21 protein-coding genes and 1 riboswitch are annotated in these 22,955 nt (G+C 67.2%); of the genes, 14 read left to right on the forward strand and 7 right to left on the reverse strand.

Translation table 11 applies throughout. The features are described from left to right. Positions 1–15: 15 nt before the first annotated feature. A riboswitch (FMN riboswitch) is annotated at positions 16–188 on the reverse strand. Positions 189–336: 148 nt separating this feature from the next. The 7 genes from IEW15_RS11130 (at position 337) to IEW15_RS11160 (ending at position 8,772) form a co-directional block, all read left to right on the forward strand. Beyond that, the gene (locus IEW15_RS11130; RefSeq protein WP_188577829.1) at positions 337–909 is read left to right on the forward strand and encodes a D-glycero-alpha-D-manno-heptose-1,7-bisphosphate 7-phosphatase; all 573 of its coding nucleotides are present in this window, start codon (positions 337–339) and stop codon (positions 907–909) included. A gap of 417 nt (positions 910–1,326) precedes the next feature. Then, complete coding sequence (locus IEW15_RS11135) at positions 1,327–3,096, forward strand: FAD-dependent oxidoreductase (RefSeq protein ID WP_188577831.1); 1,770 nt, start codon at positions 1,327–1,329, stop codon at positions 3,094–3,096. A 76-nt stretch (positions 3,097–3,172) separates the two neighbouring features. Further along, a complete protein-coding gene (gene hppD / locus IEW15_RS11140) occupies positions 3,173–4,336 on the forward strand; it encodes a 4-hydroxyphenylpyruvate dioxygenase (protein WP_188577833.1) in 1,164 nt (387 codons plus the stop codon). Between the two features lie 55 nt (positions 4,337–4,391). After that, positions 4,392–5,060: a LysE family translocator gene (locus IEW15_RS11145; RefSeq protein ID WP_268237156.1), complete on the forward strand. Its 669-nt coding sequence runs from the start codon at positions 4,392–4,394 to the stop codon at positions 5,058–5,060. A gap of 25 nt (positions 5,061–5,085) precedes the next feature. Continuing rightward, positions 5,086–6,045, forward strand: a complete 960-nt coding sequence (ilvE, locus tag IEW15_RS11150; protein WP_188577836.1) for a branched-chain-amino-acid transaminase — start codon at positions 5,086–5,088, stop codon at positions 6,043–6,045. A gap of 56 nt (positions 6,046–6,101) precedes the next feature. Next, positions 6,102–7,661, forward strand: coding sequence for a 4-hydroxyphenylacetate 3-hydroxylase N-terminal domain-containing protein (locus IEW15_RS11155; protein ID WP_188577838.1), 1,560 nt, complete (start codon positions 6,102–6,104; stop codon positions 7,659–7,661). 37 nt (positions 7,662–7,698) lie between these two features. After that, complete coding sequence (locus IEW15_RS11160) at positions 7,699–8,772, forward strand: glutathione S-transferase C-terminal domain-containing protein (protein ID WP_188577840.1); 1,074 nt, start codon at positions 7,699–7,701, stop codon at positions 8,770–8,772. 4 nt (positions 8,773–8,776) lie between these two features. Here the strand turns inward: IEW15_RS11160 and IEW15_RS11165 are convergent, their stop codons facing one another. The 6 genes from IEW15_RS11165 to IEW15_RS11190 form a co-directional block, all read right to left on the reverse strand. After that, positions 8,777–9,424: a nitroreductase family protein gene (locus tag IEW15_RS11165; RefSeq protein WP_229708019.1), complete on the reverse strand. Its 648-nt coding sequence runs from the start codon at positions 9,422–9,424 to the stop codon at positions 8,777–8,779. Positions 9,425–9,579: 155 nt separating this feature from the next. After that, positions 9,580–11,088, reverse strand: coding sequence for a sensor histidine kinase (locus tag IEW15_RS11170; protein WP_188577842.1), 1,509 nt, complete (start codon positions 11,086–11,088; stop codon positions 9,580–9,582). 150 nt (positions 11,089–11,238) lie between these two features. After that, entirely contained in the window at positions 11,239–11,760 is a 522-nt protein-coding gene (locus tag IEW15_RS11175; protein ID WP_229708020.1) for a TspO/MBR family protein, read from the reverse strand. A 42-nt stretch (positions 11,761–11,802) separates the two neighbouring features. Then, positions 11,803–12,417, reverse strand: a complete 615-nt coding sequence (locus IEW15_RS11180) for a histidine phosphatase family protein (RefSeq protein ID WP_229708021.1) — start codon at positions 12,415–12,417, stop codon at positions 11,803–11,805. Between the two features lie 198 nt (positions 12,418–12,615). Beyond that, entirely contained in the window at positions 12,616–13,617 is a 1,002-nt protein-coding gene (locus IEW15_RS11185) for a nickel/cobalt transporter (RefSeq protein ID WP_188577843.1), read from the reverse strand. 82 nt (positions 13,618–13,699) lie between these two features. Continuing rightward, a complete protein-coding gene (locus IEW15_RS11190) occupies positions 13,700–14,329 on the reverse strand; it encodes a DUF1007 family protein (RefSeq protein WP_188577846.1) in 630 nt (209 codons plus the stop codon). A 345-nt stretch (positions 14,330–14,674) separates the two neighbouring features. Between IEW15_RS11190 and IEW15_RS11195 the strand changes: the two genes are divergently transcribed. Continuing rightward, the gene (locus IEW15_RS11195) at positions 14,675–15,328 is read left to right on the forward strand and encodes an exopolysaccharide biosynthesis protein (RefSeq protein WP_188577848.1); all 654 of its coding nucleotides are present in this window, start codon (positions 14,675–14,677) and stop codon (positions 15,326–15,328) included. A 10-nt stretch (positions 15,329–15,338) separates the two neighbouring features. Here the strand turns inward: IEW15_RS11195 and IEW15_RS11200 are convergent, their stop codons facing one another. Beyond that, positions 15,339–16,526 (reverse strand): YbfB/YjiJ family MFS transporter, encoded by a 1,188-nt coding sequence (locus IEW15_RS11200; RefSeq protein ID WP_188577850.1) that lies wholly within the window; start codon positions 16,524–16,526, stop codon positions 15,339–15,341. Positions 16,527–16,952: 426 nt separating this feature from the next. On the opposite strand from IEW15_RS11200, the gene dctP reads away from it, so the two are divergent. From dctP to IEW15_RS11230, 6 genes are all read left to right on the forward strand, one after another. Next, entirely contained in the window at positions 16,953–17,975 is a 1,023-nt protein-coding gene (dctP, locus tag IEW15_RS11205; RefSeq protein WP_229708022.1) for a TRAP transporter substrate-binding protein DctP, read from the forward strand. Between the two features lie 90 nt (positions 17,976–18,065). Then, positions 18,066–18,572 (forward strand): TRAP transporter small permease, encoded by a 507-nt coding sequence (locus IEW15_RS11210; protein WP_188577853.1) that lies wholly within the window; start codon positions 18,066–18,068, stop codon positions 18,570–18,572. Further along, a complete protein-coding gene (locus tag IEW15_RS11215) occupies positions 18,569–19,846 on the forward strand; it encodes a TRAP transporter large permease (protein WP_188577855.1) in 1,278 nt (425 codons plus the stop codon). The genes IEW15_RS11210 and IEW15_RS11215 overlap by 4 nt, the downstream gene beginning before the upstream one ends. A gap of 26 nt (positions 19,847–19,872) precedes the next feature. After that, positions 19,873–21,270 carry an MmgE/PrpD family protein gene (locus IEW15_RS11220; RefSeq protein ID WP_229708023.1) on the forward strand — a complete coding sequence of 466 codons (1,398 nt, stop codon included), beginning with the start codon at positions 19,873–19,875 and terminating at the stop codon, positions 21,268–21,270. A gap of 25 nt (positions 21,271–21,295) precedes the next feature. Beyond that, complete coding sequence (locus IEW15_RS11225) at positions 21,296–21,778, forward strand: MaoC family dehydratase (RefSeq protein WP_188577857.1); 483 nt, start codon at positions 21,296–21,298, stop codon at positions 21,776–21,778. Positions 21,779–21,804: 26 nt separating this feature from the next. Continuing rightward, entirely contained in the window at positions 21,805–22,950 is a 1,146-nt protein-coding gene (locus IEW15_RS11230; protein WP_188577897.1) for an acyl-CoA dehydrogenase family protein, read from the forward strand. Positions 22,951–22,955 lie beyond the last annotated feature (5 nt).

A 22,955-nucleotide genomic window follows, 5' to 3' on the forward strand; every position in this document is an offset into this window, starting at 1 on the left:
GCGGGGGTGCGCCTTGCCCGTTCTCTTCCATCCGGACTATGACCGTCGGCTCCGGCATCGCACCGGATCTGCTGACCCCGGACGGGCTGGCGTCGCCGCAGCCGTCCGGGCGCTCGCGGGCTCGCGGTTCCGGATCGCCGGGACCACATACCGCCGGTGGGGATTTCCACCCCGCCCCGAGAACGTGTTATCCGATGACGGTGTCGGGCAGGCCCGCATCGCGGGACCGCCCGAAACCGACGGCCGGACGCGCTCACCATACCCGCGCCCGGCCATGCTTGTCGACTGTCGCCCGCATTCCGTCATCGTCATCCGAACCGGAGCCCCAAGCCGCACATGACCCGGACAGAAACGCCCGCCGGCGGCCTTCAGGTCGCGCCACGCCGCATGGCACTGCTCGACCGCGACGGCACGATCAACCTCGACACCGGCTATCTGGCCGAACCGGACCGGTTCGAACTGCTGCCGGGGGCGGTGGCGGGGTTGCGGCGGCTGGTCGATGCGGGTTTTGGTCTGGTGGTCGTCACCAACCAGTCGGGCATCGCCCGCGGCCTGATCCGGCCCGATGCGCTGACAGCGATCCACCAGCGGATGCGGGCGATGCTGGCCGCCCATGGCATCACCATCGACGCGATTGAAATCTGTCCCCATGGCCCCGATGACGGCTGCGACTGCCGCAAACCACTGCCCGGCATGGTGTGGCGGGCAGCGGCCCGGCTGGGTTTCAATCCTCGCGATGCGATCCTGTTTGGCGACAAGCCATCGGATATCGGACTGGCGCGGGCGGTGGGCGCGCGCGCCGTGTTGATCGGTGACACGGCTGCCGGCGCCGCCTGCGATCCCGCCCCGGATCTGACCGCTCCCGATCTCGACCGGGCCGTGCAGCTTATTCTGCATTCGGAAGTATGAGATCATCTGTTTCATATAGCGCGACACGGGCATGTGAGCGGTGGGCGCCTCGCATGATCCGGTCGGTGAAAGGCTGTGTGCACCGCACAAGTGGCATACAGCGTTTCACGGGAAAATCTCACAAAATCATCAACCTTTGATTAAGTGATCGAAAAATGATTCTACCTTTGATATAAATCTGAGGCCGAGACGCAATCGCTACATAAGGTTGACGATGCAGAACACGTGCTGCGGCGGGGCGGCAGCGCGTGGCAAGTGCAGCGCAACATACCCGAGGCGATTGCGGGCCAACAATCAGGGGAGATGATTGTGGCAGACGATAGAATGCAGAGAGATCACCGCGGGCACGACACGCCCCGATCTGGTGGCCACCAGCCGGGCGGCCTCGCGGTCGGCGGGCCGGGACGCCACGGGCGGATGACGGACGCAGCGGTTGCCATTGTCGGTGCCGGCCCGGTGGGGTTGACGCTGGCGCTGCGTCTGGCCCGGCTCGGCATCGACACGACACTGATCGAGGCGCGGTCCGGCCCGCTGCGCCAGGGTTCGAAGGCTCTGTGCGTGCAGCATGCGGCGCTGACCATCCTGGACCAGTTGGGTGCTGCCGATGATCTGGTTGCAGAAGGCCGGCCCTGGTATGTGTCGCGCACCCGCATCCGGGATATCGATGTGGCGCTGAAACGGTTTCAGGCCCCGGATGCAAGCCCTCTGCCGCCATTTCTGAACATCCAGCAATGGCGAACCGAGGAATTGCTGCTCGATCGGGTGCGCCGTACCGGCCGCACCCGGGAATTATGGAGCCGGCGGGTCACCGGGCTGGTCCAGTCCGACCAGGCCGTGACCCTGATGATCGATGGCCCGGACGGGCCCGAACACCTGCGGGCGCGCTATGTGATCGGTGCCGATGGCATCCGCAGCCAGGTGCGCGAGGCGGCCGGCATCCCCTGGCTGGGTTACAGCCACGCCGACCGGTTTCTGATCGTCGACATCGATGTCGGCGCGGACCTGCCCCATGAGCGCCAGTTTCTGTTCGATGCCCCCAGCAATCCGGGCCGGCAGATCGTCATACACCCACAACCGGGCACGATGTGGCGGTTCGACTGGCAGTTGCCTCCCGATGCCGATGTCGAGGCCGAACAGGCCGATGGCCGCTTGGATGCGCGGATCCGCGCGATCGCCGGCGATCGGCCGTGGCGGATCGAATGGCTGTCGACTTATCGATTTCACCAGCGCCGGGCGGCGGCGATGCGCAAAGGCCGGGTGCTGCTGGCGGGGGATGCCGCCCATGCGTTTCCGCCTTTTGGCGCCCGTGGCATGAACAGTGGCATCCAGGACGCCGACAATCTGGCCTGGAAGCTGAAACTGGTGCTGGACGGGCACGCGGCGCCACGGTTGCTCGACAGCTATGACGTCGAGCGCGGCGCCGCCGCGCGCGACAATCTGGCAATCACAGAGGCCACGATCCGCTTCATGGTGCCGCCCGATCGTGCAAGGCGGGCCTGGCGCAACGGGTTGTTGACTCTGGCGCGGCACTGGCCGCCGGCGCGGGCCTGGGTGAACAGCGGCCGGATGTCCGAGCCCAACCGGTATCCGGTGACCGATGATGGCGTGCTGGTGGCTGGCGCCGGCCGCGCTGGTTCCGGGCGGCCGCAACCGGGGCTGCCGGCACCCGACGCGCCGGTGCTGGTGGCGGGGCATGCCACGCGGCTGCGGCAGGTGATGGCGGATGCGGTGCTGCTACTTTTGCTGGTGGGGCCGGACGGGGCGGAACTGGTGACCGCGGCCACCGCCGTTCAACGCGCGCTGGATGCGACACTGCCTCAGGTGTCGGGCATCGCGCCGGGTATGGCGCCGACCATCAGGGTCGCCTGCATGCCACCCACCGGCGCAGCTCTGCACGGCCTGCCGGATGGCGTGCTTCATGTCGATGATCGCCAGGGCATGGCGACCGTCGCTTATGCGGGGCGCGATCCCACCCTGTTTGCTCTGCGGCCCGATGGCTATGTCGGCGGCGTTGTGACACAGCCCGACGCGGCGACGGTGATCGCACTGATCATGCGGGTGCTGGCATTGAACGATCAGATGGCCGTGGACCATGGCGCCGTGGACCATGGAAATGCGGGCCGCTCGATCGGGGCGGATGGCACGACAGAGGGGGGTGGAGCGGACGGGTCGGCCGCGGCCGCCTGAAACCGCCCCATGCGCGCCATTCCAACCGGTGCCGCGGGCACCGGGATGACATGCCGAAAGCCGGGAGTATGCATCGATGACCGTCATTCAGTGTGTGGACCATGTGGTTTACAGAACCGGTGATGTCTCGTTCGCCGCGCCGTTCTTCGCGTCCCGGTTCGGCTTCAGGACCATCGCGTCCGGGCGGCGCGGTGACGCCGCCGCCACAGTGCTGGCCGCAGGCTCGGCCCGGCTGGTGCTGGAGACGCCGCTTGATCCCGACAGTGCCGGTGCCGAGGCACTGAAGCGACACGGCTCGGCCTTGTCGGTGATCGCCTTTCGCGTGACCGATGCGGTCGGCGCCGTTCGTGCGATCGTGGCGCAGGGCGGGCGGGCGCTCTCGTCCCCACGGCGTTACGGCGCCGGTGATGCATCGGTGGTGGTGGCCGACATCGCCGCACCTGTGCCCGGGATCGTTCACCGGCTGGTTGAACGCCGGGGCACCGATTTCTGGCCTGAGCATTTCACAACCAGTGAGGGGGCGGCGGAGGGTGAAGCCGATGATCCGGCGGGCATCCTGGCCCTGGATCATGCGGCGATCTGTGTGGATCGTGGCCAGCTGGATGCGGTGGTCGATCACTACATCACTGTCCATGGCTTTCACCGCGGGCACCAGGAAGCGGTTGAAACAGAATTCAGCGCCATGCGCTCAACTGTGGTGGAAAGCCCGGATGCGGCGGTGAAGCTGGTGTTCATGGAGCCGGCACCGGGATTGAAGCCCAGCCAGATCGCCGATTTCATCGACCGCAACCATGGCCCGGGCGTGCAGCATCTGGCCTTTCAGGTGCGCGATATCATCGCGACCGGCCATGCCCTGCGCGGGCGGGGCGTGCCCTTCCTTGAGGTGCCGGGCAGCTATTATGACGTGCTGGAAGACCGGCTTGGCGGCCTGCCCGAACCGTTGGAGCGGCTGCGCGCGGCGCGGGTTCTGGCCGATCGCGACCGAGGCGGCCTGCTGATGCAGGCCTTCACCAAGCCGATCGGTGCCCGACCGACCTTTTTCATGGAGTTTGTCGAGCGGCGCGGGGCAACCGGCTTTGGCAGCGGCAATATCCGCGCTCTGTTCCGGGCGGTCGAGGCTGAACAGTTGAGCCGGGGCGGCCGTCCCGAAGATGGCGCCGCCGGGACCGATGCGCGCGGGCTGATCGATCCGGAGATCACGGCCGCCCTGTCACGGGCTCATAAGGCGACGGTTGGCTGAGTCGCCATCCACGCATCAAGGCCATCCACGCATCAAGGGGAAAGTGCGGATAAATATGCAACCGGAAAGCACTTTATTTCTATCTCTGGCAGTCACCGGTTTTGTGCTTGGCTGGTCGGTGGCCTGGCCGCCAGGGCCGGTGAACGCGGAAATCGTGCGCCGGGGGCTCACGCGCGGCTTCTGGCCCGCCTGGGGGCTGGCATTGGGCGGCTGCACGGGGGATGCCGTCTGGGCGCTGGCCGTGGCACTGGGCGCCGGCGTGCTGCTGGCGGCCGATGCCACGCGTGACGTTCTGCTATGGGCGTCGAGCGGGTTGCTGGTGGTGCTGGGTGTTGTGTATCTGCGGGGCGCGGCCGTCACCGCCTGGACCCATCGTGACGGCAGGCCGATGGATTTCGGATCGGGCAGCCGATTTGAATCCGCCCGCAGCGGCTATCTGCTTGGTGTCACCCTCACCTTGACCAGCCCGTGGAGCATCGCGTTCTGGCTGGCGGTGATGGGCCGTGAGGACACGGCCCAGGCAGGCGTCGCCGGCGCGCTGGTGCTGGCTCTGGCGGTGATCGCCGGCGCCGCCACCTGGTCGTTCATTCTGTCATCGGCGGTGGTGCTGGCCCGCCATCGTTTCACCAGTCCGTGGTGGGACGTCTTCACCCGCGCCGCCACCGGCGTGCTGCTGCTGTGGTTCGCCTGGCGATCGATCGGCGCCCTGCTCGCCGCCAACTGACCTGTCATCCAAGGAGTGCTGATCCATGACCGCCAAACATCCGCCGGAATTCGCCTGGAAGGACGGGCATCTGATCGCCTGGGACGATTGCACCGTGCATGTCCGCAGCCAGGCCGGCTTCTTCGGCGCCAACGTGTTCGAAGGTGTGCGTGGCTACTGGAGCGACGATCGCGAGCAGTTGTACCTGTTCCGCATGGACACGCATTTCGAGCGGCTGGCCCTGTCGATGAAGGTCATGCGGCTTGAGGTGGGGTACACGGCCGACGACATGCTGGCGGGGGTGATCGAGACCATCCGCGCCAACGGTTTCCGCGAGCATCTGCAATGCAATGTGGTCGCCCATTTCGGGCTCAATCTCGATCAGGATCCCCTGTACCCGACCAGCAATACCGGCGTGCACATCACGGCGATCCGGTTTCCGCGCAGCCCGAAGACCGAGGCCGGCATCCATGCCTGCATCCCGTCATGGCGGCGGATCTCGGACAGCACGGTGCCGCCGCGGGTGAAGGTGGGCGCCAATTATCAGAACAGCCGTCTGGCGGCCAACGAGGCCCGGATCAACGGCTATGACATGCCGATCATCCTGAACGAGCGCGGCACCATCGCCGAGGGGCCGGGAAGCTGCCTGTTCATGCTGAGAGAGGGGCGATTGCACACGCCGGCCGTTACAGACGGTATCCTTGAGAGCATCACCCGCGACACGTTGATCGTCTTTGCCCGCGACATTCTGGGCATCGAGGTCGTGGAACGGTCCATCGACCGCACCGAGCTTTATGCCGCCGACGAGGTGCTGATGTGCGGATCGATCGCCGAGGTGACGCCGGTGATCTCGGTCGACCGGCTGCCGGTCGGGCGCGGCACGGTGGGGCCGGTGGCGACCGCGCTGCGCGACCTGTATTTCCGCGCGCTGATCGGCGACCTGCCAGGATACGAGCATTGGCTGACACCGGTTTATGACGCCGCCGCCTTGCGCCGCACGGCCTGATCCCCGAACACCGCCAACCGGCCATGATCGCGGCCGATCAGGAGGGACGCAGACCGATGACCCTTGCAGTCCATGCACCTGTGGCGCCGCCGGCGCCGATGACCGCCGGTGAAGGCGCCCGCGATGGCGCCGCCTATCTGGCGGGTCTGGCCGACGGCCGGCAGGTCTATCACGCCGGCCGGCTGATTGCCGATGTCACCCGTCACCCGGGTTTTGCACCCGCCGCCCAGACCATCGCCGGCATCTACGATCTGCAAAGCGATCCGGCCTATGCCGGCCAGATGACCGCGCCCTGGGAGGGGGCCTTCATTTCCGCCAGCTACCTGCCGCCGGTGACGATCGAGCAGTTGCGCCTGAAACGCCGCAACGCCGACATCCAGTCACGGGCCACTATGGGGTTCATGGGCCGGCTGCCGGATTTCTGCTCGAATCTGGTGGTTGGGCTGCTGAATGCGGCCGAGGATCTGCGCGGGGCCGGGGTGGTGTTCAAGGATCCGGCGATGGCCGGGCGGGTGGCGCTCGACTGCGGCGCCAATGCCATCGCCTATCACCGCTTTGCCGCCACCCGCGATCTGGCGTTGACCCACGCCCTGAACGACCAGTTCTATGACCGCACCAAACCCGCCGCAGCCCAGCCCAATCCTGACCAGATCCTGAGGGTGGTGCGCGAGACGCCCGAGGGCGCGGTGGTCCGGGGCCTGCGCAATCTGGTGACGCTGGCGCCGCTGGCCGATGAGGCGCTGGTCTATCCCAATCGCCCGCGTGAGGCGGGAGAGGCGGATTGGGCGCTGGCCTTCGCCCTGCCGATGAACGCAGCCGGCCTGCACATCCTGTGCCGCGACCTGTACGCCACCCATGGGCCGGCCAGCCGGTTGCCGCTGTCGTCCTGTTTCGACGAGGTCGACGCGACGCTCATCTTCGATGATGTGCTGGTTCCGTGGGAGCGGTTCTTCGTCTATCGCGACCCGGCAATGGTCAACCGGTTGCTGGGGCTGATCAATCCGCCCTGGGCGGGGTATGTCGCCATGACCCGTCTGGCGGTGAAGCTTGAAAGCATCGCGGCTGTCGCCGAGTTGATGACGCGCTGGGACGGCCGGGCCGGCCACCGCCCGACCCATGCGCTGATCGGCCAGTTGCTAGCCGATCTGGAGGTGCATCGCGTGTGCCTGGATGCCATGGAGGCGGGGGCGGCCAGAACCCCGGCGGGATATCTGGCGCCGCTGGCGCGCGATGCCTTTCGCCTGCACGGGGTGGGGGCGTCGGACCGGGCGGAAAGCCTGCTTGAAGACATCCTGACCTCGTCGCTGATCCTGACCGGGGGCGAGGCGGATCTGGATGCGCCCGAAATCGGCGGGCTGGTCGATCAGTTCTTTCGTGGCAATGCGCCCGACACGCGACACCATCTTCGGTTGATGGCGGTGGCCGGTGATATGCTGCAATCGGCGTTCGGGGCGCGGTCGCAGTTGTATGAGCGGTTCCACATGGGGCCGCCTGAGATGATCCGTGCGCGGCTCTATGGCAAGACCGACCGCGAGCCGATGGTGGCACGGTTGCAACGGGCGCTGGATGCGATCGGCGCCCACCCGCGCGATGCCGTCGGCCAGCGGCTGGGATAGCCAATGGCGCGGAAACGGGTGGCGCGGAAGCGGGCGGTTGACGGGAGGCAGGCTGATGGGTGGCCGGGTGATCGACGGACACTGGGTGGAGGATGGTGCGGCCGGCGACCCGCGCCTTCATGGCGGACGCTTCGTGCGCGCGGCATCGCTGTTCCGCGACCGGATCGGCGCCGGCACCGACCTGCCGCCTGTGGCCGGGCGCTATCATCTGTATGCGTCGTGGAGCTGCCCCTGGGCGCACCGCGCCCTGCTGGTCCGCCACGTGAAACGCCTGCATGACCGGGTGACCGTGCACCCGATCGACGGGCCGCGCGTTCAGGGCTATCCGGCCGCCGATGGCCGGCCGGTGGCGGTGCCGGGCAGTGACGCGCAGGTGGTGCATCTACACCAGATCTATTGTCTGTCGGACGCAACCTATACCGGCCGGTCGACGGTGCCGATGCTGTGGGATGCCGGCCGATGTCGGGTGGTGAACAATGAAAGCGCCGACATCATCGACATGTTCGATCGTGGCTTCGGCCGGCCCGATACGGCCATCGACGATGGCCCGCCGCCGCCTGATCTGTGCCCCGCCGCCCATGAAGCCGAGATCGAGGCCCTGGATGCCCGCATTCATGGCGCGCTGAACAACGGCGTCTATCTGGCCGGCTATGCCCGCGATCAGGCGGCCTATGAGGCGGCGGCCCGGGGGGTGTTTGCCATGCTCGACGACCTGGAAGCCCGGCTGCAGACCCGCCGGTTCCTGATCGACAACATCCCCCGGCGATCGGACTGGCGGCTGTTTCCCACCCTGTTCCGGTTCGATGCCATCTATTACGGCCTGTTCAAATGCAATCTGCGGCCGCTTGCCGCCTATCCGGCCCTGTCGGGCTATCTGCGCGACCTGTATGCCACGCCCGGCATCCGCCAGTGGTGCCGGCTGGACCGCGCGGTGCATGGCTATTATGCCGACCCTGCCGTCAACCCCACCGGTACCATCCCGATCGGCCTTGGGAGCGATCTGGACACACCCCATGACCGCGATCATCTGGGGCCGCGCGGCGACGGACCGGCCATGGCGGCGGCCGCCGCCATGGCCGGTCGGCATGATGCGGCGATCCTGGCCGGTTGAACGGTCACCCGCCGAAACGGCCCCGGTGCACGAAGCTCGACCGCGGATTGCGTTCACGCGCCGAGATTTCACGGCCGCGCAGGTCTTCCGCCAGATCCGCCGGGTCGCCGATCGGGCCGATGGCGATCATTGCCGCTGGCTGCACATCGGCGGGCAGGCCCAGCGTGCCGATGGCGACCTCGGCATTGAAGCCGGCCATCTGGTGCAGCCACAACCCGGCCGACAATGCCTGAATGGTCATCATCGCCACCGATTGTCCCAGGTCGTACAGCGCCAGCGGATTGGGCTGGCCGTCGCGGGGGCGGGTGGTCTTGGCCGCCGCCAGCACCAGTGCCGGTGCATCGGGCGCCCAGCGCTGATTGCCCGGCAGCAGGCAGTCGGCCAGCCGCTTGAACCCTTCCGGATCCTCGGCGCGGGTCGCGGCCACGAATTGCCAGGGCTGCATGTTGTTGGCCGATGGCGCCCAGCGTGCCGCCTCGAACAGCGGCGCCAGATCGTCGAGCGTCAGGGCGGCGTCGGTGAAGGCGCGCGGGCTCCATCGGCCGGCCAGCAGTGGCATGATCGCCGGGTCGGCCGCGGCGCGTTTGGTATCGGCCAGGTCCGGCGCCCATTCGGCCGGCGGGCGGCCATAGGCCATCAGATCGTCAGTCATGCCGTCATCTCCGGAACGGGTGTGATCGGACCCTCATGTCGTCAACCGCGCCGGTCGGAGCGCGGTCCTTGTACAGAGGGGTCGGCACATCGACGGTCCGATATGCGGGCGGGCATTGCAAGGGTTGCGATGCAGCATGCGCGGCAGAGGCGCCGTCAGGCCGCGGGCACGGGCTGTACCGGCGTGTCGGGCAGGTCCACGGTCACCTCGGTGCCCTGGCCGGGGGCGGTGGCGAAGTTGATCTGGCCGCCGATCAGGGTCACCAGCCGCCGCACGATGGCCAGGCCGAGGCCGGCGCCGCCATAGCTGCGCGACAGCACACCGCCGCCGATCGCGAAGGGCTGGCCCAGCTCGCGGGCCAGCGTGTCCGACATGCCGATGCCATCGTCGATCACCCGGATCAGCACGCCGGAGCGGCCGTCTTCGTCGCGACGTTCGGCGATGATCCGGACCTGGCCATTCTTGCGCGAGAACTTTATCGCGTTCGAGGCCAGATTGGCGATGATCCGTGCGGTGGCGGCCGGGTCACCGGCAAGCGTGGTCTCGGGCGCGATCGTCACCGTGATCGTCACATCACCGCGTCCCTCGGCCGCGGCGGCCCGACGCAGGGCTTCGGTCACGATCCGGTCGATATCGACATTCTGGTGGTCCAGCAGTGACGGGTCGTCGAGCCGGGTCAGATCCAGAATGTCGTCGACGATGGTCAGCAACCGGCGTCCGGCCTGAAGGATGGCGCTGACATGATCGCAATGGCGCCGCTCCATCGGCCCGTGCATTCCCGATAGCAGCAGCTCGGCGAAACCGATCACGGCGTTCAGCGGCGTGCGCAACTCGTGGTTCATATGGGCGAGGAAGGCGGTTTTGGCGGCGCTTGCGGTTTCGGCGGCGGCAAGCGCGCCGGTGAGGCGCTGTTCCGCCTCGACCAGCTGGGTCACGTCGGCGAACTGGGCGATGCAATGGGCGGGGTCGCCATCATGATTGCGGATGATCACGCTCGCCACCCGGAACCAGACGGTTCGGCCATCGGCGTGGATATAGCGGCGGGTCGCTTCCATCGTCTCGCTGATCCGGCCACCGGCTGCCAGCCAGTTTTCGGGGCCGGTCAGGTCGTCGGGATGAATGAGATCGCGCAGATGCGCCCCGGTCATCGATCCGGCCTCGCGGCCCAGGCTGCGCGCCAGCGCGGTGTTCACCTTCAGGAAGCGGCCGTCCATCCCCACGATCGCCTGGCCGACCCCGGCGCTTTCAAACGACAACCGCAGGCTTTCCTCGGCCAGTTTGCGGTCCGACAGGTCGCGGATGGTGCCGATATACATCCGGGTGTCGCTGCGCGGCAGCGGGCTGACCACAAGGTCGATCGGGATGATGCTGCCGTCCCGGCGCCGAGCGGTCAACTGCCGGCCACGGCCGATGATCCGGCGTTGCATATTGGGGTCGGCGTCCAGAAGGTAGCGGTCGTGGGATGCGGCCTCTTCGGGCCGCATCAGCCGGCTGATATTGCTGCCGATCAACTCCGCGGGGCTGTAGCCGAACATCAGCTCGGTCGCGCGGTTGGCGAATTGCACAACCCCGCCCGCATCGATGACCACGATCGCATCATGGGTCGCGTCGATGATTTCGGCGAACAGGGCCTTGTCGGGCGAAAGGCTCGGGTCCATCGCCATGGGCGGGCAAGCCACCGTTGATTATTGTTACTGAATATTAAATCTAGGGCCACATGGGGGGATGTCGATGTGAATATAAGGCCATGACATATCAATAAATTTTTGCCCCGCGATGCAATGGGACCACAGTCTTTACTGAATGCTCGCCGGTCAGGCCATCGACAACCATATGGCGGTATTCAGGGCGGTGGCGTAACCCACCCAGGCGATATATGGCAGCATCAGCAGGCCGGCGATCCGGTCGTGCGCCATGAATGCCCGGGCGGTCAGGACGATCGCGATCAGCAACAGCAGGATATCGACCAGCGCGGCACCGGTCAGATGCAGGCCGAAGAACAGCACCGACCAGGCGAGGTTCAGCGCCAGTTGCATCAGATGCAGGCTCAGCGCACCGCGTGCGCCGGCAATGCCCGATGCCCGCCACACCCGCCAGGCGGCAACCGCCATCATCAGATAGAGCGCTGTCCATACCGGGGCGAACAGCCAGTCGGGTGGGGTGAAGCCGGGCTTGGGCAGCAGGCGGTACCAGCCATCGATCTCCGGCGTGGTGACGGCGCCGCCGATACCCGATACCACCGCCGACAGCAGAATGAAGCCGATCAGCATGCCAAGCCCCGGTCGTGACAACAGGGATGGTGGCTGGCGGCGGGCGGGGATGGCGGGTCCGGCCATGATGACGGTTCCTTAAAATGAACAGTATGGGGTGGCGCCGGCTCAGGGCCGGATGCGGGCGCGTGGGATGGCGTCGCCATCGGGCGTCACTTCCACCACAACGATTTCGCCCGAGGTGGGAAAGATGCCGGTGGCCGCGGTGATGTTGACCTGATGGCTGACCATGATCAGCGGCGGATCGCCCGCCTGCCGGCCGGCGATGCGGTCGCGGATCGCGGTTGCCGCCGCATCGGCGCGGCCACGATCGCGGAAAAAACTGTCCAGTGGTGGAAATGGTGTCACCGGTCCCAGATCCAGCAGCCGCGCGGTATCGGTGGCCCGGCACCAGCGGCTGGTCAGCACGGTTGCGGTGGTGATGCCGGACGCGGCCAGCCGCCGGCCGGTCGCCGCCGCTTCGGTTCGGCCCTGATCCGACAGGTTGCGTTGGGTGGCACAGTCATCCAGCCGGAAATGATCGGGGTCGCCGGTGCCGGGGGCGGCGGCGTGGCGCATCAGCGCCGCATGCGCCGGGCGGGCCAGCAGCGCCGCCATCGCAGCCATATCGGTGGTGGCCGTCTCCTGCGCGCGGTCTTGTGCGCGGGCCTCGGCCTGCCCGAAGGCAACCAGAAGCCCCAACGCGACCAGACGCCCGGCCGCAATTAGAAACCTGGCCGTCATGAGAGGCTTGGGCGTCATGAGAGGCCCGGCCGTCATGAGAGGTCTGGGCGTCATCAGCGCCGCCGGCGCGCCATCCTGTGTCCGTGCCAACCGATCCGCCTCCGCTCCGATCGCGCGCCGGCATATCGGCGCTTGGCCGTCAGGGGATATAGCGGCGGCTGCGGCCGTGACGAGGGGGCGTCGTGCAATGACGGCCGATCAGAGACCGGCCGACATCCGGATCCACGTCGCCCAGGCCATCAGCGTGCCGAAGATCAGGATCAGCGCCGGCGCCGCGAAGGCGAGGCCGCGATCGATCAGCCAACCGCCGCGTGCCCCGGCACCCCCTGCCGCCAATGCCACCAGCGACCGGCGCACGCCGATCACCCCAAGGCCGATCAGCACCACGGTGATCGCCGACCCCAGGCTCATCGCCAGCACCCCGGCCATGCCCAGCAGAAACGCGCCCTGGCTCATCGAGAACAGCAGCAGCAGGATGGCGCCCGAACAGGGCCGGATACCGGCGGCGGCGATCATGCCCCAGAAGGCATCGGGATGGCGGCGCCGGGGGGCTGAGGCGGCATGATCGTGATCATGGCCCTCATGGCCCTCATGGTGATGATGTTCATGATGTTCATGATGTTCATGATGCCCATGGCCATGATGCGCGTGATCGTGATGACCGTGGTCATGGCCGCAGGCGGCGCGGCCGCGCAGCAGATTGGCGATCATCCAGCCGCCCATCGCAGCGATCAGCGCATAGCTGGCCAGTTCCAGGGCCAGCGGGTCGGTCATCCGGCCCAACCCCTGGCGCCCCATCACCAGGGCCAGCCCGCCGATCGCCACGATCGCCACCAGCCCCTGCATCAGGCTGATCGCCACGCCCATCACCAGGCTGGTGCGGGCCTGCGCCGGCCGTCCGGCCAGATAGCCGGCCACCGCCACCTTGCCATGGCCGGGGCCGGCGGCGTGCAGCACGCCATAGGCGAAGGCCAGGCCGATCACGGTCAGCGCCGGACCGATGGTGCCGGCGCGCACGGCCTCGCCCAGCGCGCCTGAAATCATTGCGTTCAGCTCGCCCTGCCAACGGATGATCTGTGCCAGCACTGGCCCCAGAAAGCCGGCGCCGATCGCCGCGGTCTCGATGGCGGGTGGTGCCTCGGCAGCGCCGCCGCGCCCCAGATAGGCCGAGGCCATCGCCGCGGCCGACCAGATCATCATCACGGGACCGATCAGAAGGGCCGGCCAGATCAGCGCGAGCGCAGGCCCCGGCCGGCGGCGGATGCGGCGGTTATCCCGGTGGTCAGGAGCTGGGGCAGACGACATCAACGACCTCGGGGTTCACATAACCGAAATAGATCGGATTCAGCGTGTCTTCGCGGGTGGCGGTGCGGCAGGCATCCAGCGGGGTGCCGGTCAGCACCAGCGCATCGGCCGGCATGGAGAAGGCGATGAAGAATTCAGGATCATACACCCCCACGGTCAGGCGCTGGCGCAGGGCATCTACCGGCCGGGCCAGGTTGACCGTGAACTGCATGGTGACGACCTTGTCGTCAAGTGCTGCGCCCGGATCGGCCACCCCGGCCAGTTCCACGAAGGATGCATCCGCCTGAACATGGGTGAAATAGCCGTAATCCTGCATGTTCTTCAGCAGTTCGGCGGTCAGGGCCGCCTGTTCGGCTGCATCGAAGGCGCTGTTCTTGTCGGTGTCGAAATCCTCGACCAGCACCGATGACAGCATGGCGTCGAAGGTCCAGCGCATCTTGAAGCCCTGCACCATGCGGCCGTCGGCAGCCATGACCGGCGTCGCCGCGGCGGTGATCCAGACATGCGGGTGCGCCTGGGCGGGGCGCGTCGAGACGGCGGTCGACATCAGGCCGGCAATACCGGCAAACAGTATGGCGCGGCGGATGGCCGGAAAGGGTGAGGGCATCGGCGGGGCTGTCCTCGGGCGACGACGATCGGGAACGGAGGGTCTGGTGGCGCAGACGGGGATCATCCGGCGACCGACGGTAGCAGCGGCGGGCGGACTGTCGCAACGGTCTCCGTCGTTTCATGGATCGCGATTTCAGAACATGGACACTGCCGGCGTCGATGACGAGTGGCTGTCGGCGCAATTTTCTTAAATTCTGATACTGCCGGGTGGCCTGTCATTTCGGTAAGATGCCGGCGGCCCGTCACCGGAGCATGACGCCCCTGACGGCAACCGATGCGACCGCAGATAAACATGCGGCGCCGACCAGCGACGTGACGGGACCAGCCGGTGACGGACGGGGCAATGACGATAGCCAAGGACACCGCGGCCGGCGGTGGGCGTAAGCCCGGTCCTGAGCGCACTTCCGATATTCTGCGACGTCTGATCCGCGACTGGCCGGGCGAGCGGATCAGCCTTCAGGATCTGACCGCCGTTATGGGCGAGCGTGCCTTCGGCGCGCTGATCCTGTTGTTCGCGTTGCCCAACTGCCTGCCTCTGGGCATTCCCGGACTGTCGGCGGTGCTGGGCGCGCCGATCGTGCCCTTTGCCATCGGGCTGATGCTGGGACAGCGCAGCCCCTGGCTGCCCGCCTTTCTGGGCCGGCGATCGTTCCGCAAGACGGACTTCATGCGGGTGTTCGACCGGGCCCTGCCCTGGCTTGAGCGCGCCGAACGGCTGTTGCGCCCGCGCATGACCTTTCTGGTCGATGGCCGGGCGGAGCGGGTGATGGGCTTTCTGATCCTGATCCTGTCGGTCGTGCTGGTGCTGCCGATCCCGTTCGGCAACAATCCGCCGGCGATCGCCATCGCCGTGATCGCCCTGGGCCTGATCGAGCGTGACGGGTTGACCGTGATCGTCGGTTATCTTCTGGGGCTGCTCAGCGTCATCGTGGCATCGGCGGTGGTGCTGGCGCTGTTCAAGGCGGTGGTCTTCTTCCTGCTGCACATGTTCAGCTGAGGCGCGCGGGTCAGCGCCGCCGCAGCGTGCAGGCGGCGGCCACGGCGCCGGCCATCAACGCCAGGGCGCCGGCGATGAACAGCGGGCGATGTTCCCCCATCACCGCATACCAGCGGGTCATCGCGAAACCGGCGATGCTCTGTGCCACCGCGAAGCTGACGGTCATCGCCGCCCAGGCCTGGTGCTGGCGGTGCGGGCTGGCGATTTCGGTGATCCGGCCGGCGATCATCGTGCCCATGCCCGGCGTCAGCAACCCCACCACCATCGCCGATGCGGCCAGCGCCCACGGGGTGGCGGTGAAGGCGGCGAGCCCGATCGCCAGCCCCTTCAGCACCAGCCCCGCCACCAGGGTCGGGCCGAAGCCGATCCGCTCGGCGATCAGGCCCACGGTGATCGGCCCCAGCGCGGCGCCTGCGCCGAACAGGCTCCACGACGTGCCGGCGGCGGCGAGCCCCAACCCCAATGTCCGGGCAACGTAGTCGGCCCAGAACAGGGTGTGGGGCACGAAGCCGAAGGCGTCGAGCGCATAGGCGAGGCCGACCAGCGCCAGCGCGATGCCGGTTGCCGCCGGCGGCACGCCCAGATGGCCGGCATTGGCGGATGCCATGGGCATGCCGCGCGGCCAGCCGTTCCAGGCGACGATGCCCAGCACGAAGGCGAAGACTGTCAGCATCACCCAGGCTTCGACGACGCCGTAACCGGCGGCGACCGGCACCAACTGGCCCGAAATCACCACGCCGAGCCCCACCCCGGTGAACACCATGCCCGCCACCCGGCCGCGGCGGCGGGGTGGGGTGGCGGTCAGCGCCATCGGCACTGCCACGATCATCAGGATGGCACCGGTGATGCCGCCTGTGGCCCGCCAGAGCGCCAGCCAGCCAAAGCCCAGATTGAGGATCGAGGCGGCGAACGAGATGACGGTCAGCGCCACCGCCAGGCGGATCAGCAGCACACCCGGCACCGCCCGCGCCAATGGCGCCGCGGCCAGCGCACCCAGCAGATAGCCCGCCAGATTGATCGCCCCCAGCGTGGCGGCATCGGCGGCCGGGTACCAGCCGCCCTCGACCAGGGCCGGGATCATCGGCGTATAGGCGAAGCGGGCCAGCCCCAGCCCGATCAGCACGGCGGCAAATGCGGCGGCAGCGGTGCGCCACGGAATGCGGTCGTCATCGTCTGCGGTCTGCGTCGATATCGCCATGGCCGTCTCGCTCCCCCTGTCGTGAACGGTCCAGTCTGCCGCGGACCTTGCAGCGTCTGCCGCGGGCATTCGGTGACGCGGTGATCATCCTCATGATGCGGTGCGTTCTGTCGAGCCGGAGATTGCGGCCCGGCCGCATGGCTGCCATGCGGGGGCACGACGGTCATCCGGCTATCGCATCACATATCTGATACTGCATTCACATATGCGTTGATGATCTGGACGGCCGCATGCGGTCTCTCCTACAGTTGATCCCGACCACAGAGGTGCCGACACCGGTCGGCACCGCCACGCATGCCCTTGAAAATTCTGATGGCTATCTCCGGTCGCGCCAACGGTCGGGCAAGGGAAAGTCATGCCTTGGCATGCGGTTCATCTGATCGACGCAGACGCCGGTTCACGGCGCGGTCTTGCCAGGAGGAAACAATGAGTATCTTACGCTGGGGGAGTGCCGGTCTCGGGACCGTGCTGGCTCTGACGCTGTCGGTCGGGATCGCCGGAGCGGCAGAGACCGTCACCTTCCGGATTTCGGTCGACACCTCACCCACTCATGTCCGGACGGTCTGGGTCGAAGAATTTGCCGAGCGGCTGAAGGCCCGGTCCGATGGCGTGCTCGATGCCACCGTCTATCACAGCGGTCAGTTGTTCAAGGACGTGAACGTCGCCAAGGCGCTGCGTCAGGGCAGCGTCGAGATGGCCGTGCCCGGCAGCTGGGTTCTGGGGGGCTTCGAACGCCGGCTGGATGCATGGAACCTGCCGATGCTCTATGGCCATGGTCCAGACGAGTATTATGCCGTGTCTGATGGCGAGCCCGGCCGGATCATCGGCGCGGCGCTTGAAGAGAAGCTCGACGTCAAGGTGCTTGGCAAGTGGTTCGACCTGGGCGCCAGCCACACCTATTTCGCCAGCCGCAAGGTCGAGACCTATGACGACATGAAGGGCGCCAAGGTGCGCTTCCCCGGTGGCGCCGGTCTGTCGGCGCGTCTTGAATATCTGGGGGCGACGCCGGTTCTGGTGCCTTGGCCCGACGTGCCGCTGGCGATGTCACGGGGCAATTTCGATGGGCTGATCACCACCAATGAAAGCGTCAAAAGCGCGAAGCTCTGGGAAAGCGGCCTCAAATACGTGTTCGAGGACTATCAGATCTTCGGTCAGTACATCCCGATGGTCGCGGGCGATTTCTGGAAAAAGCTCACACCCGATCAGCAGCAGTTGATGACCGCGCTGTGGGACGAGGTCGCGACCGAAGAGCGCGTGGCGGCCCTGGCAGCCCAGCAGGATGCGGGCGAGGAGGCAAAGCGCCAGGGCGTCGTGTTCGTGACGCCGACGCCGGAGCAGCGCACGGCCGTGCGCCAGCGGATGATGGAGCGCCAGGACGAGACCGCCAAGGCCATCGGTATCCCGGCCGATTTCGTCGAGATCGTGAAAGCGGCGCTTCCACCCGATTGATGCCGGTCCCCACAAGCGCATGCCCGCCTGGGTCCGCAGAAGACAGCTAGGCCCGCAGAAGACAGGCTCCCGTCACAGGTGGAGACGCCGTTGAACCGCGTCCTGACGCTCGTTGAACACGAGCTTGTGGGTGTCGTCGCGACCGTCGCGATGCTGCTTGCGACCTATCAGCTGCTCAGTCGTTACCTCTATCCGCCGGCCTCGACCCACTGGATCGACGAGGTGGTGATCTACCTGATCATCTGGGCGTCGTGCCTCAGCTTCAGTGGCCTGGTGGCGGGCAATGCCCATGTCCGCGCCGACCTGGTGTTGCGCATGCTGCCGCAGCGATTGCAGCGGCGGGTGGAAATGGTCAACACCCTGGCGGCACTCGCGCTCTGCGGTCTGCTGGTCTGGTTCGGCGGCCGGATCGTGTTCGACGCCTGGGATATCGGTGAGACCAGCATCAGCGAGCTTCAGTTCCCGATGTGGGTCTATTACCTGGCCCTGCCGGTGGCGGGCGGGCTGATGGCGCTGCGCTATCTGGCCCGGCTGGCCGGCCTCGTCTCGGGCCGCATCGGCGGGCAGGACGTGCTCGATGGGGGAGGTCACCTGTGAGCCAGGCGCTTTTCGGTCTCTTCTTCGTCTTCCTGGCCGCCGGCATGCCGATCTTCGTGGTGCTGGGCCTCACCGCCGCCGTCCTGCTGGCCGCCGATGGCAGTTCGCTGCTGCTGCTGGCACAGAAGGTGCTGGACGAACTCAACTCCGAACTGCTGATGGCGCTGCCCTTCTTCGGCATGGCGGCGGTGTTCATGCAGCGCGGCGGTATCGCGAATGCGCTGATCGACGTCTCGGCCGCCTGGATGGGGCGGCTGCCCGGCGGGCTGGGTGTGGTGGCGGTGGCCGGCTGCACGATCTTCGCGGCCATCGCCGGATCCAGCGTCGCGACCGCGCTGGCCATGGGCACCATTCTGGTGCCGGCGATGGTGGCGCGCGGCTATCCGGCCTCGTTCTCCACAGCCCTGATCGGCACCGGTGGCACGCTCGGCATTCTCATTCCGCCCAGCCTGCCGCTGATCCTGTTCGCGATCATCGCCGAGCAATCGGTGCCGCGCCTGTTCCTGGCCGGTGTGGTGCCGGGGGTGCTTCAGGCGCTGCTGCTGATCGCCTTCGTGATCTGGACCGCACGCCGCAAGGGCTATCCGCCCGAGCCGCCGATGAGCCGGGCCGCGTTCATCCAGGTCAATCTGCGCGCCCTGCCGGCATTCTCGGTGCCGGTGATCGTCGCGGTCGGCATCTATGGCGGTTTCGTCACCGTCACCGAAGCCGCGGTGCTGGCGGCACTGGTCGCGATGCTGGTCGGCATGCTGGTCTATCGCGGCTTCGGTCTGCGTCAGGCGCCGGGTGTGATGGGCCACGCGGTGCGCTCAGCGGCCAGCATCATGGTGATCATCGCCATGGCGCTCGCCTTCGGCCACTGGGTCACCGAAAGCGGCGTGCCTGCGGCGGTGGTCGATTTCGTGACCGCGAACGAGCTTGAACCCTGGCAGTTCCTGCTGGCGATCAACCTGCTGCTGCTGATCCTCGGCATGTTCCTGGAAGTTGCCTCGATCATCCTGATCGCGGTGCCGATCCTGCTGCCGGTGGTGACGGCGCTCGGGATCGACCCGATCCATTTCGCGATCGTGATCGTGGTCAACATGGAGATCGCGCTGCTGACCCCGCCGGTCGGGCTCAACCTCTATGTGCTGTCCAGTATCTCGAAGGTACCGGTCAGCGAGGTGATCCGCGGTGTCTGGCCATTCATCGGCCTGTTCGCGGTCTATCTGGCGCTGATCACCTACATCCCTGAACTCTCGCTCTGGCTGCCGAACCTCGTCTACGGCAACTGACCCGTCCCGGAGGAGACATCTGCATCATGACTGATATCGACGCGACATCCGCGGGCGTCACGGGCGGTTTCGCAGCGGCGCTGGCCCGGCTTGGGCGCGAGCCGCTGCCGGAGGAGGCGCTGGTCGCCGCCCGTCACTGCCTGCTCGACTGGATCGGCGTGTCCCTTGCCGGGCGCCATGAACCGCTGGTCGACATTCTGGTCGACGAGGCGCTGGACGACGGCGCCGGGGGCGTGTTGCCGCTGATCGGCCGGCCGGAACGGCTGCCCCTGTCACAGGCGGTTCTGATCACCGGCGCCATGTCGCATGCGCTGGATTACGACGATGTGCATCTGGCCATGCAAGGCCATCCGGGGGTGGCGGTGATCCCCGCCGCCTGGGGGCTCGCCATTGCCGGCGGGCATGACGGCGCGGCGTTTCTGCGGGCGGTGATCGCCGGCTACGACATCGCCTGCCGTTTGGGGCGCTATGTCGGGCCGTCGCATTACCGGCGCGGCTGGCATGCCACCGGCACCGTCGGCACCTTCGGGGCGATGGCGGCATCTGCCGTGCTGCTCAAGCTCGACGAGGCGCGTATCGCCCAGGCCTTCGGCATCGCCGGCACCCAGGCCGCTGGTCTGAAGGCCGTGTTCGGCACCATGAGCAAGCCGTTGCATGCCGGGCGCGCCGCCATGAACGGGCTGTTTGCCGCCAGGCTCGCCGCCCGTGGTTTCACCGCCCATCCCGATATCCTTGGGGTGGCCCAGGGCTTCACCGATACCCAATCCGACTGCGCCGACCCTGAAGGCGCCTTCGCGCCGGCGCCGATGGTCGGGGGCGTGGATGGCGGCCATATCCGCGCGACGCTCTTCAAATATCACGCCGCCTGCTACCTGACCCATTCGTCGATCGAGGCGGTGCGGTCGCTGACCGATGCGGCGCCGCTGGATCCACAATCGGTGCGGCGGGTGGTGGTGCGGGTCGATCCCGGGCATCTCAGGGTCTGCAATATCCCGGAACCCCGGACCGGTCTTGAGATCAAGTTCTCGCTGCGCATGACCACAGCGCTGGCGCTGGCCGGCGAGGATACATCGCGGGACGCGCTCTATTCGGATGCGACCGCCGCGCGGCCCGATCTCGTGGCGCTGCGCGACATGGTCACGGTCGAACCGCGCGAGGCATCCAGCGCCACGCTGTCCGAGGTCGAGATCACGCTGGCCGACGGCACCGTCCGGCGGGCCGCGTTCGATGTCGGTGTTCCGGCACCGGACCTGGACCGCCAATGGCAGCGGCTGTCCGCGAAATTTCTCGGCCTTGCCGGGCCGGTGCTCGGCGCCGCCGGCGCACAGGCGGTGCTGGAGCGGGTGCGCGGGCTGGATGCGGGTTCGGATCTTGCCGACCTTGCCCGACTTTGCGCCGCCGCCCCGCCGCCTATGGCCAATTGATCCACCCCAAGGAGGTTCACCGGACATGACCGACGATTTCCGGACCCGGGCGCAATTGCTGGCCCGTGGCAACCGCTATGAGGATTTCGAGCCCGGCCGGGTCTTCGAGCATCATCTGGGCCGCACGCTGACCGAGGGCGACAACATCGCCTTCACCACGCTGACCCTGCATTACAACCCGCTCTACTTCAACGTGGCCCATGCCCGTGGCCATGGCCATGACGGTTTGGTCGCCAATCCGCTGCTGGTGTTCAACATCGTCTTCGGCCTGTCGGTCGAGGATCTGAGCGAGGGTGGCGGGCCGTTCCTGGGGGTCGACCAGCTCACCTATCTGCGACCCGTCCAGGTTGGGGAAACCCTGCTTGCCCGCAGCCGGGTGCTCGACCGGCGGACATCCGACAAATTCAAGGATTACGGCATCGTGACCTGGGCGACCGAGGGCTTCACGCCTGAGGGCGAGACCGTCGTCACCTTCCAGCGGTCCAATCTCGTGAGGTACCGGCAGTGACCACGCATCCTGAAAGCTCGGGCTACATGACCGAGGACCGCCGGATGATTCAGCAATCGGCCCGCGACTTCGCGATGCGCGAGGTGCTGCCGGTGGCCAACCGGCTCGATCCCGAACAGGGCGACATCCCGATGGCGCTGCGCGACAAGATGGCCGAGATGGGCTATTTCGGCATCACCATCGACGAGACATATGGCGGGCTGGGCCTCGGCTGCTTCGAATATTGTCTGGTCGCCGAGGAACTGGCGCGCGCCTGGATGAGCGTCGCCAGCATCATCGCCCGTGGCAATGGCATGATCGGCTTCGATGCCATGAGCGAGGCGCAGCGGGCGGAGATCATGCCGCGCGTCGCCTCGGGGCAGTATCTTGGCGCGTTCTCGATGTCGGAGCCGAATGCCGGCTCGGACGTCGCCAACATCACCTGCCGGGCGCGGCGGGATGGCGATGACTGGCTGATCACCGGCAATAAATACTGGTGCACCTTCGCCGATGGCGCCGATTACATCATCGTCATCGCCCGCACCGGCACCACGACCGACCCCAAGGCGCGCCACAAGGGCCTGTCGATCTTCATCGTCGACAAGCCGCGCGGCGAGTTGCCGCCCGGCTGCCAGGGCAGCCCGATCCCCAAGATCGGCTATTTCGGCTGGAAGACCTGGGAACTGGCCTTCGACGACTGCCGGGTGCCGGCATCGGCCATGGTGGGTGAAGAGGGGCGCGCCTTCTATGCCGTCACCCACGGGCTGGAGAAGGCCCGCGCCCATACCGCCGCCCGCGCCATCGGCCTTGCCCGCGCGGCGCTGGAGGATGCGACCGCCTATGCGCAGGAGCGCATCCAGTTCGGCCGGCCGATCGCCGATTTCCAGTCGATCCGCTTCAAGCTCGCCACTATGGCGACCGAGATCGAGGCTGCCCGGCAACTGATGTATTTCGTCTGCACCGAGATCGACAGCGGCCGGCGCTGCGACAAGGAGGCGGCGATGGTCAAGTATTTCGCCTCGGAAATGGCCGAGCGGGTGACCAGCCAGGGCCTGCAGATCCTGGGCGGCGCCGGCTACACCAAGCTGCATGCCATGGAGCGCCACTGGCGCGACGCGCGCCTGACCAAGATCTTCGAGGGCACCTCCGAGATCCAGCAGCGCATCATTTCCGACCATCTGCTCGGACGCTGAGGAGG

Source organism: Tistrella bauzanensis (assembly GCF_014636235.1).
Lineage (GTDB): Bacteria > Pseudomonadota > Alphaproteobacteria > Tistrellales > Tistrellaceae > Tistrella > Tistrella bauzanensis.

Excerpts from the sequence above, each read along its gene's own strand:
- IEW15_RS11130 (WP_188577829.1), top strand. The coding sequence starts at position 337 with ATGACCCGGACAGAAACGCCCGCCGGCGGCCTTCAGGTCGCGCCACGC.
- IEW15_RS11135 (WP_188577831.1), top strand. The coding sequence starts at position 1,327 with ATGACGGACGCAGCGGTTGCCATTGTCGGTGCCGGCCCGGTGGGGTTG.
- hppD (WP_188577833.1), top strand. The coding sequence starts at position 3,173 with ATGACCGTCATTCAGTGTGTGGACCATGTGGTTTACAGAACCGGTGAT.
- IEW15_RS11145 (WP_268237156.1), top strand. The coding sequence starts at position 4,392 with ATGCAACCGGAAAGCACTTTATTTCTATCTCTGGCAGTCACCGGTTTT.
- ilvE (WP_188577836.1), top strand. The coding sequence starts at position 5,086 with ATGACCGCCAAACATCCGCCGGAATTCGCCTGGAAGGACGGGCATCTG.
- IEW15_RS11155 (WP_188577838.1), top strand. The coding sequence starts at position 6,102 with ATGACCCTTGCAGTCCATGCACCTGTGGCGCCGCCGGCGCCGATGACC.
- IEW15_RS11165 (WP_229708019.1), bottom strand. The coding sequence starts at position 9,424 with ATGACTGACGATCTGATGGCCTATGGCCGCCCGCCGGCCGAATGGGCG.
- IEW15_RS11170 (WP_188577842.1), bottom strand. The coding sequence starts at position 11,088 with ATGGCGATGGACCCGAGCCTTTCGCCCGACAAGGCCCTGTTCGCCGAA.
- IEW15_RS11175 (WP_229708020.1), bottom strand. The coding sequence starts at position 11,760 with ATGGCCGGACCCGCCATCCCCGCCCGCCGCCAGCCACCATCCCTGTTG.
- IEW15_RS11180 (WP_229708021.1), bottom strand. The coding sequence starts at position 12,417 with ATGACGGCCAGGTTTCTAATTGCGGCCGGGCGTCTGGTCGCGTTGGGG.
- IEW15_RS11185 (WP_188577843.1), bottom strand. The coding sequence starts at position 13,617 with ATGATGATCTGGTCGGCCGCGGCGATGGCCTCGGCCTATCTGGGGCGC.
- IEW15_RS11190 (WP_188577846.1), bottom strand. The coding sequence starts at position 14,329 with ATGCCCTCACCCTTTCCGGCCATCCGCCGCGCCATACTGTTTGCCGGT.
- IEW15_RS11195 (WP_188577848.1), top strand. The coding sequence starts at position 14,675 with ATGACGATAGCCAAGGACACCGCGGCCGGCGGTGGGCGTAAGCCCGGT.
- IEW15_RS11200 (WP_188577850.1), bottom strand. The coding sequence starts at position 16,526 with ATGGCGATATCGACGCAGACCGCAGACGATGACGACCGCATTCCGTGG.
- dctP (WP_229708022.1), top strand. The coding sequence starts at position 16,953 with ATGAGTATCTTACGCTGGGGGAGTGCCGGTCTCGGGACCGTGCTGGCT.
- IEW15_RS11220 (WP_229708023.1), top strand. The coding sequence starts at position 19,873 with ATGACTGATATCGACGCGACATCCGCGGGCGTCACGGGCGGTTTCGCA.
- IEW15_RS11225 (WP_188577857.1), top strand. The coding sequence starts at position 21,296 with ATGACCGACGATTTCCGGACCCGGGCGCAATTGCTGGCCCGTGGCAAC.
- IEW15_RS11230 (WP_188577897.1), top strand. The coding sequence starts at position 21,805 with ATGACCGAGGACCGCCGGATGATTCAGCAATCGGCCCGCGACTTCGCG.